Source organism: Kitasatospora sp. Ki12 (assembly GCF_054601375.1).
Genome location: NZ_BAAIHT010000008.1, coordinates 1 through 12,630, shown reverse-complemented (window position 1 = coordinate 12,630; position 12,630 = coordinate 1). Strand labels below are relative to the sequence as shown.

At 75.8% G+C, this 12,630-nt stretch carries 12 protein-coding genes and 4 pseudogenes; 11 read left to right on the top strand and 5 right to left on the bottom strand.

Going from position 1 to position 12,630, the window contains the following annotated elements; all coding sequences use genetic code 11:
• Positions 1-3: 3 nt before the first annotated feature.
• Positions 4-636: an AAA family ATPase gene (locus ACYP53_RS43620; RefSeq protein WP_459651528.1), complete on the bottom strand. Its 633-nt coding sequence runs from the start codon at positions 634-636 to the stop codon at positions 4-6.
• Between the two features lie 324 nt (positions 637-960).
• On the opposite strand from ACYP53_RS43620, the gene ACYP53_RS43615 reads away from it, so the two are divergent.
• Entirely contained in the window at positions 961-1,692 is a 732-nt protein-coding gene (locus ACYP53_RS43615) for a dienelactone hydrolase family protein (protein WP_459651527.1), read from the top strand.
• Positions 1,693-1,831: 139 nt separating this feature from the next.
• On the opposite strand, the gene ACYP53_RS43610 is transcribed toward ACYP53_RS43615, so the two are convergent.
• Both ACYP53_RS43610 and ACYP53_RS43605 read right to left on the bottom strand, forming a co-directional pair.
• Positions 1,832-2,383, bottom strand: coding sequence for a YciI family protein (locus ACYP53_RS43610; RefSeq protein WP_459651526.1), 552 nt, complete (start codon positions 2,381-2,383; stop codon positions 1,832-1,834).
• Positions 2,384-2,496: 113 nt separating this feature from the next.
• Positions 2,497-3,474: a phosphotransferase family protein gene (locus tag ACYP53_RS43605; protein WP_459651525.1), complete on the bottom strand. Its 978-nt coding sequence runs from the start codon at positions 3,472-3,474 to the stop codon at positions 2,497-2,499.
• 346 nt (positions 3,475-3,820) lie between these two features.
• Here ACYP53_RS43605 and ACYP53_RS43600 point away from each other — a divergent pair, with 346 nt between their 5' ends.
• Positions 3,821-4,852 carry a zinc-dependent alcohol dehydrogenase family protein gene (locus tag ACYP53_RS43600; protein ID WP_459651524.1) on the top strand — a complete coding sequence of 344 codons (1,032 nt, stop codon included), beginning with the start codon at positions 3,821-3,823 and terminating at the stop codon, positions 4,850-4,852.
• Positions 4,853-4,859: 7 nt separating this feature from the next.
• Here the strand turns inward: ACYP53_RS43600 and ACYP53_RS43595 are convergent, their stop codons facing one another.
• Both ACYP53_RS43595 and ACYP53_RS43590 read right to left on the bottom strand, forming a co-directional pair.
• Complete coding sequence (locus ACYP53_RS43595) at positions 4,860-5,159, bottom strand: ArsR/SmtB family transcription factor (protein WP_391555821.1); 300 nt, start codon at positions 5,157-5,159, stop codon at positions 4,860-4,862.
• A gap of 793 nt (positions 5,160-5,952) precedes the next feature.
• Positions 5,953-6,447: an AfsR/SARP family transcriptional regulator gene (locus tag ACYP53_RS43590; RefSeq protein WP_459651523.1), complete on the bottom strand. Its 495-nt coding sequence runs from the start codon at positions 6,445-6,447 to the stop codon at positions 5,953-5,955.
• A gap of 81 nt (positions 6,448-6,528) precedes the next feature.
• Here ACYP53_RS43590 and ACYP53_RS43585 point away from each other — a divergent pair, with 81 nt between their 5' ends.
• The 9 genes and pseudogenes from ACYP53_RS43585 to ACYP53_RS43545 form a co-directional block, all read left to right on the top strand.
• A complete protein-coding gene (locus ACYP53_RS43585) occupies positions 6,529-6,792 on the top strand; it encodes a hypothetical protein (RefSeq protein WP_459651522.1) in 264 nt (87 codons plus the stop codon).
• Between the two features lie 679 nt (positions 6,793-7,471).
• A pseudogene (locus tag ACYP53_RS43580) lies at positions 7,472-8,155 on the top strand (aminotransferase class I/II-fold pyridoxal phosphate-dependent enzyme); the annotation flags it as partial.
• The gene (locus ACYP53_RS43575) at positions 8,131-8,568 is read left to right on the top strand and encodes an aminotransferase class I/II-fold pyridoxal phosphate-dependent enzyme (RefSeq protein WP_459651541.1); all 438 of its coding nucleotides are present in this window, start codon (positions 8,131-8,133) and stop codon (positions 8,566-8,568) included. The pseudogene ACYP53_RS43580 and the gene ACYP53_RS43575, both read left to right, overlap by 25 nt.
• 148 nt (positions 8,569-8,716) lie before the next feature.
• Positions 8,717-9,286, top strand: a pseudogene (locus ACYP53_RS43570) (beta-ketoacyl synthase N-terminal-like domain-containing protein); the annotation flags it as partial.
• 12 nt (positions 9,287-9,298) lie between these two features.
• Positions 9,299-9,826 (top strand): beta-ketoacyl-[acyl-carrier-protein] synthase family protein, encoded by a 528-nt coding sequence (locus tag ACYP53_RS43565; protein WP_459651540.1) that lies wholly within the window; start codon positions 9,299-9,301, stop codon positions 9,824-9,826.
• Positions 9,827-10,279: 453 nt separating this feature from the next.
• A pseudogene (locus tag ACYP53_RS43560) lies at positions 10,280-10,489 on the top strand (MaoC/PaaZ C-terminal domain-containing protein); the annotation flags it as partial.
• A 304-nt stretch (positions 10,490-10,793) separates the two neighbouring features.
• On the top strand, positions 10,794-11,360 hold the full coding sequence (locus ACYP53_RS43555) for a hypothetical protein (protein WP_459651521.1): 567 nt from the start codon (positions 10,794-10,796) through the stop codon (positions 11,358-11,360).
• Positions 11,361-11,726: 366 nt separating this feature from the next.
• The gene (locus ACYP53_RS43550; RefSeq protein ID WP_459651520.1) at positions 11,727-12,095 is read left to right on the top strand and encodes a hypothetical protein; all 369 of its coding nucleotides are present in this window, start codon (positions 11,727-11,729) and stop codon (positions 12,093-12,095) included.
• Positions 12,096-12,347: 252 nt separating this feature from the next.
• Positions 12,348-12,630: pseudogene (locus ACYP53_RS43545) on the top strand (hypothetical protein); the annotation flags it as partial.

Below are 12,630 nucleotides of genomic sequence, written 5' to 3'. Positions count from 1 at the left end.
GGCTCAGTCGAACCGGATGTGGCGGGCGCCGGTCCAGGCCCGGCGCAGCCGGCCGCGCAGCGGGCCGTCGGTGTTCGGGGCGAGGGTCAGGGCGCAGGCGGCGGCGATGTGGTCGGCGACCTGCGCGACGGTGAGACGGTCGGTCCACACGTGTTGGGCGAACTCCTCCTCGCGCAGGCGTTCCAGGCACAGGTCGAGCCGGGAGAGGGCGAAGCTCTCCCGGCGCAGCGGGGCGTCCTTGCCGGCGACCAGGCGGACGGCGTGTCCGAAGCCGCGTTCGCGCAGGCGCCGCAGCACCGTTTCCCGGGTGGCGAGCAGGGTGAAGTGCCGTACGTCGTGGCCGCGTTCGCGCAGCCGGCCGACGGTCTCGCGGAAGTACGGCGCTTCCACGACCGTCATCGGCACGATCACCGGGCCCGCGTGCCCGGTGAGGGCCCGGTCCAGGACCTCGTAGACGCCCTGGCGCCAGGCCGGGAGGTCCTGGAAGTCCCCGCGCAGGGCGGGCGGGGTCATGCGGTGCAGCCCGAACCCGACGTGTTCGGGGTCGCACAGGACGCTGCCGGGCAGCCGCCGCAGGAGCTCGTGCGCGGTCTGGGTCTTGCCGCCGCCGAACGGCCCGTTGATCCACAGGAGCATGCCCGGACCCTACCCGCAGCTTCGGCGCGCGCCGTACGCGAGACCCGGCGGGCCCCGCTTCCCGTACGGCGAGGGGCGTTCCGGGGCAGCGGCGAGGGGCGTTCCGGGGCGGCCGCGAGGGGGTGTTCGCGGGGGCGGGGCGCGCGCCGGAAAACCTGTTGGCGGACCGCGGCGGCCGCTGCTACGGTGCCGGAGGCCGTGCGAGAGAACGAGGAGGTGGTACCCGTGAACGCGATACAGACACGGGTGCTCCCCCACGGGGTCACGGCCGGGCGATAGGTCGTCCGGGAGCGCCGATCACGCGCACTCCCGAAAGGCACGACCATGCGCTTCACCTCCGAGCAGCGCCTCGACGACGGCGTCCTCGCCCGCGAGTTCACCCTCGGCGAGATCCCCGGCACCCTGTGGACGCCCGAATCCGCCGCACCCCTGCCGCTGATCCTGACGGCCCACAACGGCGGCCTGCACAGGCGAGAGCCCCGACTGGTGGCCCGGGCCCGGTACTGCGCCGCCCGCGGCTACGCGGTGGCCGCCATCGACGCCCCCGGGCACGGCGACCGGCCCCGCTGCGCCGCCGACGACCGCTCCCGCGCCGAGCTGCGCCGGGCGATGGGGGAGGGCCGGCCGGCCGCCGAGACGGAGGAGATCCTCGAGTCGTTCATCGGCCCGCTGGTCGACCGGGCGGCCCCGGAATGGCGGACCGTCCTGGACGCCCTCCTCGCCCTGCCCGGGATCGCCGGCCCGGTCGGCTACTCCGGATGGACGGCCGTCGGCATCGAGCTGGCGGCGACCGAGCCGCGCATCGCGGCCGCCGGCTTCTTCGCCGGGGGCTACGTGCCCCGCGCCCAGCGCGAGCGGGCCCGGCAGGTCGTCGTCCCGCTGCTGTTCCTGCTGCAGTGGGACGACGAGGGCAACCCCCGCGGGCGCGCCCTGGACCTGTTCGACGCCTTCGCCAGCACGGAGAAGACACTGCACGCCAACACGGGCGGGCACACCGGCACCCCGTGGTTCGAAGTGGAGGACGGGGACCGCTTCTTCGCCCGCCACCTGACGTAGGACCGGGGCCGCCCGGCCCCCGCGGGCCCCCTGCCGGCCGGGCAGGGTCCGCGGGGGCCGGGCGGCCGTTTCACGCGGGAGGCGGCGCACGGCTGCCTCGTCCCGCCGCCCGGGACCGCCCCGCTGCACGCGGCGCGGGTCAGGACGGGCGGCCGCCGAACTGCCAGTCGTGCACCTCGACGGTGGCGTACCGGTCCCGGGTCAGGACGGCTCCCGCCGTGTCCGGGTCCGGCGCGCGCAGCAGCGCGGCCGTGCCGAGCCAGGCGGTGCCGTCGTCGGACAGCAGCGGCCCGTAGGCGATGAGGTCGCCCGTGCCGGGCGGCACGGCGAGGTCGGCGGCCTGTCCGGTGCCCAGGCCCAGCACGAGGTAGCGGTTGCCGCCGCTTGGGCCGCCGGGGAAGTCCCACATGGTGCGCCCCAGCAGGTTGTGCCACCGTCGCAGCAGCACGTCCCGGTAGACGCCGGCCTGGTAGCCCGGCTCGTCGAAGGCGAACGCGCGGGCGGCGGCGGGACCGGGCAGGTCGAGGATGTGCACGCTGCCGGTGGGAGCGCCGCCGTGGCCGGTGAGGGTCGGGCCCCGGGCGGTCATCTCCTTCGCGTACCGGTCCATGTAGGACCAGTGCTCCTCCAGCAGTTCACGGCGCAGTGCCAGGGAGTCGGGCCGGTCGCGGTGGTAGCAGAAGAACTCCATGCCCGTAGGGTCTCCTCGAGGACGTGGCCGGGTCGAGCGAATTGGCGGAGCGGGCCGGGGACTTCGGCGAGGCGAGGCGGGGTGGGCCGGGTCGGGTCAGGGCGGGCCGGCGCTCAGGCGTAGCGGTCGAACAGGGCCTGCAGGTAGTCCTCCAGGCGGGTGGTCAGCAGGGCCGGGGTCAGGTCGGTGCGGCCCAGCTCGCGCCAGGGGACGGCGACCTTCTGCGCGTCGGGGGCGTAGGCGAGGGCGTCCAGCAGCCGCCAGTAGAGGTGCTCGCCGTCCTCGGCGAGCACGGCGCCGCCGGCCGCCCGGTAGCGGTCGGCGAAGGCGAGGCCGGCGGCGGGGCCGTGGAGCAGGGCCAGGGCGGTGGAGCAGTGGGCGACGTCCAGGTCGGCCGGGCCCCAGGAGGTCTCCACCCAGTCGACGACCCCGCTGACCGCGAGGGTGTCGCCGGCGCCGGTGAACAGCACGTTGCCGGGGTGGAAGTCGCGGTGCAGGAAGCACGAGCGGTGCGCGGGCGCCTGCCGGTCGATCGCCTCCACCGCCCGTGCCCACAGGCCGGGGCGCGCGGTGTGCTCGGGCACGCGCACCAGGTCGGGGGCCGTCCACGCCTGCCAGGCGCGCGGGCGCTCCCGCTCGCCGACCTCCAGGGCGTGGACGGCGGCGAGCTGGGCGGCCAGCAGGTCCGCGCGCCGGGACGTGTCGCCGTCCTCGGCCAGGCGCACGCCGCCGGGCAGGTGGGTCATCACCAGCGACGGGTGGTCGCAGGCCGCGCCGTGCTCGTCGAGCGCGCGCAGCCGCGCGGCCGGGACGGCGCCGGCCTCCAGCAGGCGCAGCACGCCGGCCTCGCGGGCCAGCATGGCCGGGGCGTGGCGGCGGTAGAACGGCTTGACGAAGGAGCGCAGCACCAGCGCGTACGGGTCCGCGCCGCCGGGGCGCGTCACCTCCAGGCGGCGCATCCGCGAGGTCCAGCCGCCCTTGAGCGCCGTCACCGCGGTGATCCGCTCACCGGGGGCGAGCGCGCCGCGGGCCCAGCGCAGGGTGGCCTCCCAGCCCTGGTCGTCGTCCGGGCGGCCGTCGTCTCCGATCATGGAACGAGAGCCTACGCGCCGCCCCGGCGCCCGCCCGGGCCGGGGCAACGGGCCGGGGCGACGGGGCGGGGCCCCGGGTCCGCGGCCCGGGGCGGTGACGAGGGGTCAACTCCCGTGCAACCGGCGCCCGAAGACCACTATTCCGATGGCCGTCGAAGTTTGACAGGGCGGGCCCGGCCCGCTTGGCTGGGAACGCGACCGCACCGCCGCCCGCACACCGGCACCGCGTGCCGCACGCCGAGCACGCCCACCGAGCAACGAGCACGCCCAACGAGCACCGAGCACCGAGCACCGAGCACCGAGCACCGAGCACCGAGCACCGAGCACCGAGCAGGGGAGCCGCGCCATGCCCAGGACCGTCGTCTTCGAGACCACCGGGGGACCGGAGGTCCTGACCGTCCGCGACACCCCCCTGCCCGAACCCGGGCCCGGCGAACTGCGCCTGCGCGTCGCCGCCATCGGCCTCAACCGCGCCGAGGCGCTCTTCCGCGCCGGCACCTACCTCGAGGAGCCCGAACTCCCCGCCACCCTCGGCTACGAGGCCTCCGGCACCGTGGAGGCCGTCGGCGAGGGCGTCACCGGCTTCGCCGCCGGCGACCACGTGGACACCGTGCCCGCCTTCGACCTCAACGACTACGGCGTCTACGGCACCCACGTCCTCGTGCCCGCCCGCGCCACCGTCCACCGCCCCCGCGGCCTCACCCCCGTCCAGGGCGCCGCCGTGTGGATGTCCTACCTCACCGCCTACGGCGCCCTCGCCGAGGACGGCCACCTGCGCCCCGGCGACCACGTGCTGCTCACCGCCGCCGCCTCCGGGGTCGGACTCGCCGCGATCCGCACCGCCCGGCGCCTGGGCGCGGTGCCCGTCGCCACCACCCGCACCCGCGCCAAGGCGCCCGCCCTGCTGGACGCCGGCGCCGCCGAGGTGATCGTCACCGGCGAGGAGGACCTCCTCGCCCGCGTCCACGACGCCACCGGCGGGCGCGGCGTACGCACCGTCTTCGACCCCGTCGCCGGACCCGGCGTCCTCACCCTCGCCCGCACCATCGCCCCCGGCGGACGCCTGATCGTCTACGGCCGCCTGGACCCGCGCGACACCCCCCTGCCCGGCCAGGACACCTTCGCCTCCGTCACCAGCCGCTTCTACTCGATGCACGAGGTGACCCGCGACGACGAACGGCTGCGCCGTGCCCGCGCCTTCGTCACCGCGGGCCTGGCCGACGGCACCTTCACCCCCGCCGTCGACCGCGTCTTCGCGGGCCTGGACGCCGTCGCCGAGGCCCACCGCTACCTGGAGGCCGGCACCCAGACCGGCAAGATCGTCGTCACCGTGGACGACGACGCGGACGACACCGCCGGCGGCGCCGCGGGCGGCTGAGCCGTCGTCACGAGGGCGCGGTGTCCAGGGCCTCCGCGTCGGCGGCGGCCACCACCGCCGACAGCAGGCCCGGGAAGCGGCGCTCCAGCTCCTCGGCGCGCAGCGTGTTCATCTTGGTCGTGCCCACGTAGTACTGGCGCAGCAGCCCCGCCTCGCGCAGCACGCTGAAGTGGTGGCTGGAGGTCGAACGCCCGACCGGCAGGTCGAAGGAGCCGCAACTGAGATCGGCCGGCGAGTGCGCCAATGTGCGCACCACCGACCTGCGGGCCGGATCAGCGAGCGCCTCCAGCACCTGCTGGACACTCACGTCCTCCACACCAGGGTGCACGATCATCCGCGCCACGACGCGTGCCCGTCCCACACCCACCACCCCTTCCCAACGCTCGACCCCCGTCCGTCCCACGGTCAAAAGCCGCGCCGTGCGCGCGACTTCACGCCCAGACGCTACTACGCCCAGCCCATCTGCCACGCCCACCGCAACACCCCCGCAACACGTCCGGGGACCGGGAAGGCCCGGGAAGGGCCGGCGGGGCCGCCCGCGGGGCCGGTGCCGGCGGAGCCGACAGCGGACGGACGCCAGGCCGGCGGTGGCGCGGGGGAGAGGGATGAGGGGGCGTGGCCGGGTGTGCCCGGCGGGCCGGGCGGGCGCGGGCCGGTGTCGGTGGGCGGGCGGTGGCGCGGGGAAGGGCGTGCCCGTGGCGGGCGGGCGCGGTACCGGAGGGCGCCCCACCCGCACCCCGCGCCCCCGGCAGGCCGGGCGGGCGCGGTGCGCGGGCCGGTGCCGGCGGGGCCGACAGCGGACGGACGGTGGGCGGGCGGTGGCGCGGGGGAGAGGGGTGAGGGGGCGTGGCCGGGTGTGCCCGGCGGGGCGGGCCGGGCGGGTGGTTGCGCCCCGGGCACCGCGCGCCGTACGGGGCGGGTGCGCGCCGTACGGCGGTGCGCGGTACCGGAGGACGCCCCGCCCGCACCCCGCCGTCCCCGCGCCCCCCGGCGGGCGGGGGCGCGGGGACGGCGGGCCGGGGGCGCGGGTCAGGCCGCGCGGACCGGGGTGGGGACCGGGCGGGGCAGGCGGGTGAGGGCCAGCGGTTCGAAGATGCCCATCAGCACCGGGTCCACCGCCCGTACCGCCGCCGGGGCGGGCGGCGCGGGGTGGGGGTGCGCAGCAGGGCGAGGTAGAGCTCCTGGGTCTCGGCGGCCGGGTCGATGCCCAGTTCCTCGGCCAGCACCTGGCGCAGCTGCTGGTAGCAGCGCAGCGCCTCGGCGCGGTTGCCGGAGGCGGCCAGGGCCGCCATGCGGCAGCGGTAGGCGCTCTCGCGGAACGGGGCGCGGCGCACCGCCTCGTCGGCCCAGCGCAGCGCGTGGTGCTCCTCGCCGAGCGCGGAGGCCGCCAGGCTCGCGGTCTCCAGGGCGCCCATGCGCAGTTCCTCCACGTGTTCGCGCACGCCCTGGGCCCATTCGCCCTCGTGGTCGGGCAGGAACGCCCCGCGCAGGTTGGCCAGCGCGCCGGCGGCCAGCTGCTGGGCGACCGCGTGGCCGCCCGCCGCCAGCGCCTCGCCGGCCTCGCCGACGGCCGAGGCGGCGGCCTCCAGGTCCACCGCCGCGTCCGCGGGCAGCCGCAGGACGTAGCGCCCGCCCTGGAGATCAGCGGGGTGGCGCCGGGGCCCTGGCCGGGGTCGGTGACGAAGGCCCGCACCCGGCTCACCACGCTGCGCAGCGCCGAGGCCCAGGTGTCGGGCAGCCCGTCGGGCCAGACGGTGTCGGCCAGCTGGTCGCGGCTGGTGCCGCTGGAGCGCTCCAGTACCAGGCGGGCGAACGCCACCTGGGCCTGGGCGCTGGACAGGTGCTGCGGGCACCCGTCCTCGTGCTCGATCGCCACCAGACCGGTGAGGCGGATCAGCATCGCCGCGCCCCCGATCTGCCGGACGGACTGTCTTCCCTGAAGCCGTTCAACGTTGCTCCAACCCCCTTGAGCCAAAGCGGAAGTGACGGCCCGTGCGGGCCGTCGGCATGGGAAATCCGAAACGGAACGCATTCGCCGTCGACCAGCAGTTCGGTTTCGGCGGATTTTGACCATACATTCGCCGCGATGCGCGATGTCAACACCGGCCGGGAAAACATACCCGCCGGCCGGTCGATACGTCGTGGACGCAAGGTTTCCGCACGTCAGAGCGTTCCCGCAGGCCGGGAAAGCGGCTATTGCGGACGCCTTGCGCATCCTGCCGTAGAAATGTAGCCATCCTTGAGCACCCCGCGTGAAGGCTTCGAGAAAGGCCGCCCGAAGCCGCCCCGAACCACCCCCGCACCCCGCCCGGCGCCGCGCCGTACCGGAAAACAGCCCCCTTCGGTGCGGCCGTGAACCGGACGGAAACCGGAAACGAACCGGGACCCGCAACACCACGCACCGCAGACCCCGCGAAACACCCCGCGCAGACCCGCAGACCCCGCGAAAACCGTGAAACCCCGTGAAGCCCGCCGAAGCCGTGAAGCCGTGAAGGAGAAACGCCCGTGAACGCCACCGGAGCATGGGACCGCCTGGAGCCGAAGCTCGCCGCAACGAACGCCCGGGTGGCCGCACTGGAGTCCGACCCCTCCCGGCGCAACAGCTTCGTCGCCTACACCATGGAACGCGACAGCGCCTACTGCGACCTCGACGGCGAGCGCCTGCTCATGATGTCCGGCTACAGCTACCTCGGCCTGGCCGGCGACGAGCGGGTGGTGGCCGCCGCCAAGGCCGCCGTCGACGTCTACGGCACCGGCAACCACGGCGTGCGCGCCCTGGCCGGCACCATCCCGCTGCACGAGGAACTGGAGGCCGAGGTCGCCCGCTTCGCCCACCGCGAGCGCGCCCTGGTCTTCGGCTCCGGCTACGCCGCCAACGTCGGCACCGTCGGCGCCCTGGTCGGCCAGGGCGACACCGTCCTGATCGACAAGTACGACCACGCCTCCATCGTCGACGGCTGCCGCCTCTCCGGCGCCACCGTCACCCGCTTCCGCCACAACGACGTCGAGCACCTGGAACGCCGCCTCAAGGCCGCCTCCCCCACCGGCGTGCGCCTGGTCATCGTCGACAGCGTCTACTCCATGGACGGCGACATCGCCCCGCTGCCCGAACTGCGCGAGGTCTGCGACCGCTACGACGCCCTGCTCATGGTCGACGAGGCCCACGCCCTGGGCGTCATCGGCAAGACCGGCGGCGGCATCGAGGAGCACTTCGACCACAAGGTCCGCGTCGACGTCAAACTCGGCACCCTCTCCAAGGCCATCCCCTCCATGGGCGGCTGGATCGCCGGCAGCCACGACCTCATCGGCCACCTGCGCTACGCCGCCCGCCCGTTCCTGTTCTCCGCCGCCCTTGGCCCCGCCAGACCGGCGCCGCCCTGGAGTCCCTGCGGATCCTGCGCCGCGAGCCCGAGCGCGTCACCCACACCCAGGTCCAGGCCGAACGCCTGCGCAAGCGCCTCAACGACGCCGGCATCTCCACCATGGACTCCACCACCGCCGTGCTGCCCGTCATCGCCGGCTCCGACGACGCCGCCTACGACTACGCCACCGCCTGCCGCAAGGCCGGCGTCATCGGCCTGCCCGTCGTCACCCCCGCCGTGCCCAACGACCTGGCCCGGCTGCGCATCGCGGTCACCGCCCGCCACACCGCGGCCGACATCGACTTCGCCGCCGACGCGTTCCTGACCGCCGCCGCCCAGACCGGCCTGATCTGAGAACCGCCGCCCCCGCCCGGAGAGGAGAGGAAGCCATGGCCCCGCCCCACCGCCCGCCGATCGCCGTCACCGGCCTCGGCGTGGTCAGCCCGCCGGCCACACCGTCCGCGAGTTCTGGCACACCGTCGCCTCCGGGCGCTCCACCGCCACCGCCCTCACCGACCCGGCGCTGGCCCGCCACAAGGTACGCCTGGGCTGCCGCGTCAGCGACCTGCCCCAGGACGGCCCGGTGCCCGCCAAGGACGCCCGCCGCCTGGACCCCTTCGCCCTCTACGGCACCCTCGCCGCCCTCGCCGCCCACCACGACGCCGGCCGCCCCGAACCCGGGCCCGGGCGCAGCGCGATCGTGGTCGGCAACGCGGTCGGCGGACGCACCACCAGCGACCGCGAGTCCGCGCTCTACACCGGGCACGGCCCGCTGCGGGTCTCCCCGCTGATGCCGCTGGTCACCATGCCCAACGCGGCCGCCGCCCAGATCGCCATGCGCCTGGGCTGGAGCGGACCGGCGCTGACCATCGCCACCACCTGCGCCTCCAGCGCGGACGCGATCGGCCACGCCGCGCTGCTGCTGGAGAGCGGACGCGCGGACGTGGTGATCGCCGGCGGCTGCGAGGCCACCCTGACCCCGGTCACCCTCGCCGCGTTCGGCAACCTCGGCGCGCACTCCCTGCGCAACGACGAACCCGCCCGCGCCTCACGCCCCTTCGACACCGAACGCGACGGCTTCGTGATGGGCGAGGGCGCCGCCTTCCTCGTCCTGGAACGCCTGGACGACGCCCGCGCCCGCGCCCGCACCCCCTACGCGCTGCTCGCCGGGTACGGCTCCAGCTCGGACGCCTACCACCTGTCCAACCCGCGCCCCGACGGCGCCGGCGCCGTCGCCGCGATGCGCGCGGCGCTGGCCGACGCGGGCCTGGCCCCGGGCGACATCGCCCACGTCAACGCCCACGGCACCTCCACCGTGCACAACGACCGCGCCGAAGCCGCCGCCCTGCGCACGGTGTTCGGCCCCCACGGCGTGCCCGTCACCTCCACCAAGGGCGTCATCGGCCACCTGATCGGCGCCGCCGGAGCCGTCGAGCTGATCGCCGCCATCGAGGCCATGAACACCCGCACCGTCCCTCCCACCGCCAACCACGAGAAGACCGAAGAGGGCCTGGACCTCGACGTCGTCCACACCGCCGCCCGCCCGTACGGTCCGGCGCGGCCCTGTCCAACTCGTTCGGCTTCGGCGGCCACAACTCGACCCTGGTGGTGACCCCGATATGACCACGACCACACCCGCGACCACCCCGCCCACGCCCGCACCCGCGACGGCGCCCGCGACCGCACCCGCGACGGCGCCCGCGGCCGGGACCTCCCCGTTCCGCCGGCGCACCAGACTCACCGTCACCGCCGCCGCCCTGGCCGCCTACCGCGCCGCCGCCCGCACCGGCCTCACCGCCGGCGCCCCGGGCGGCGCGAGCCCCGCGCACCCCTTCGTCGCCGCCCACACCCTGGCCCAGCACACCGTCACCGCCCTGACCGCCGGCGACGACGGCTTCACCGGCGTGGTCCACCTCGCCCAGGAGATCCACACCCACACCCCCCTCACCCCCGGCGACCTCGACATCACCGTCGACGTCGCCGCGGTGCGCCGCGAGGCCCGCGGCACCCGCCTGGCCCTGGCCACCCCCTCACCGACCCCGCCACCGGCGTCCTCGTCGCCGACCTGGCCACCTCCGCCCTGCTGGTCGGCGCCACCCGCACCGAGGCCTACGGCACCCTCGCCCCGCCGCCCACCCCGGCACCACCCCGACACCGAACCGCTCACCTACACCCACACCCTCACCCCGCCGACACCACCGCCTACGCGCAAGCCTCCGGCGACCTCAACCCCATCCACCTCGACGACGACGCCGCCCGCGCCGCCGGCTTCCCCTCCGCCATCGCCCACGGCATGCACCTGGTCGCCCTGGCCGCCGAGGAGATCACCGACCGCCACGCCGGCGCGACCCCGCCCGCGTCAGCGCCCTCGGCGCCCGCTTCGCCGCCCCCACCCGCCCCGGCACCCGCTGCGCCTGACCCTGCAGCCCTACGACGCGGGCACCGTGGTGCGCTTCACCATCGCCACCGACGCGGGCACCGCCGTCAAGGCCGGCTGGGCGCGGATCACGGCGGCGGGGGAGTGACACCGATGACCACCCACAGCCCCGGCCCGGACAGAGCGCCACCGGGACGGCCCCGTGCGGACCGGACAGAGCGCCGACGGGACGGACCCGGCGCCGCTGGCGCTGCCCGACGCGTTCACCGCCCACGCCCGCACCCGGCCCGACGCCCCCGCCCCTGTGGCACGAGCGACCCTCTCCTACGGCGAACTCGCCACCTCACCGAGGCCGAACGCAGAAGACCGCGGCCCTGGACCTGGCGCGGGGGAGCCGGTGGGCGTGCTCGCGGTCAAGTCCCCCGAGGCGATCGCCCTGGTGCTGGCCTGCCTGACCGAGCGCCGCCCGTTCCTGCTGCCCTCCCCGCAGCTCGCCCCGGCGCTGCTGGCCGCCCTGTTCGCCCAGGCCGGCGCCCGCCGCGTGCTCGCCCCCCTCGGCCAGGACGCCCCCGCGCTGCCGGCCCTGGCCCAGCCGCGCCGGTGCCCCACCCTGGCGGCCGGCACCTCCTCTCATGCTCACCACCTCCGGCTCCACCGACCTGCCCAAGATCGTCCCCCTCGGGCAGAGCGCCGTCGACCGCTTCACCGCCTGGGCCCACGACACCTTCGACCCGGCCCCGGCCGCGTCGTCGCAAACTACGCCCGCTGAACTTCGACCTCGCCATGCTCGACGTGTGGGCCACCCTCGCCGCCGGGCGGCACCTGCCTGCTCATCGACCCCGCCCACGCCCTCAACGCCCGCCACCTGCTCACCCAGCTCACCCCGCCACCGCCCGCACGTGATGCAGGCCGTCCCCGCTGGCCTGTGGCCCTGCTCACCCAGAGCGCCGCGCCGGCGCGCTGGACAGCGTCGAGCACGCCGCGTTCACCGGCGACGCCATCGACGCCCGAACCCTGGCGGCCCTGCCCGCCCTGCTGCCGAACGCCGCGCTCTACAACATCTACGGCTGCACCGAGACCAACGACAGCTTCCTGCACCGCCTGGACCGCCTGGACGCCGCCGCCGGCCCTGCCCGTGCCCATCGGCACCCCGCTGCCCGGTGCGCACCCTCCTCGCCGCGCCGACGGCACCCTGGTCCACGGCCCGGGCAGCGGCGAACTCTACGTCTCCACCCCCTTCCAGGCCGCCGGCTACCTCGACCGCTCCCGCGACACCGGGCGTTCATCACCCCCAGCCCGAGGGCGCCGGCCACGGACGGCGCTGGTTCCGCACCGCGACCTCGTCACCCGCGACGAACGGGGCCTGCTCCACCTCACCGGCCGCTCCGACTTCCAGGTCAAGGTCCGCGGCGTCGCCGTCAACACCGCCGAGGTCGAACGCGTCCTGCTCACCCACCCCTCGAGGTCCGCGAAGCCGCCGTCGCCGCCGCCCCCGACCCGCTGACCGGCAAGCGCCTGCACGCCGCCGTCCAGCGCGCCCCCGGCTCCGCCCTCAACACCCTCACCCTGCGCGAGCACCTGGCCCGCAACCTGCCCGGGCCGCCGTCCCGAGAAACTCGCCATCCACGACGATCCGCTCGCCAAGACCCCCACCGGCAAGGTCGACCGCAAAGCCGTCCTGCCCACCCCCTGAACCACCCCCTGAAGAACCTTTACACCCACATCGACCACCCACTCACGCAAGGGAGTTGCCGCCATGAGCAACATCACCCGGATCAAGCGGTTCCTCATCGACGAGTTCCTGCCCGACGTCACCCCCGAGCAGCTCGCCGACGACCACGACCTGCTCTCCGACGGCGTCATCGACAGCCTCGGCGTCCTCAAGCTCATCGCCTGGTCGAGGACCACTTCGCCCTGCCGTCGACGACACCGACCTGGACCCCAACAACTTCCGCTCCGTCGCCGCCATCGACGCCTTCATCACCGAACGCCGCGCCCAGGCCGGCGCCACGGTCGGCGGCTGACCCCATGCACCCGGC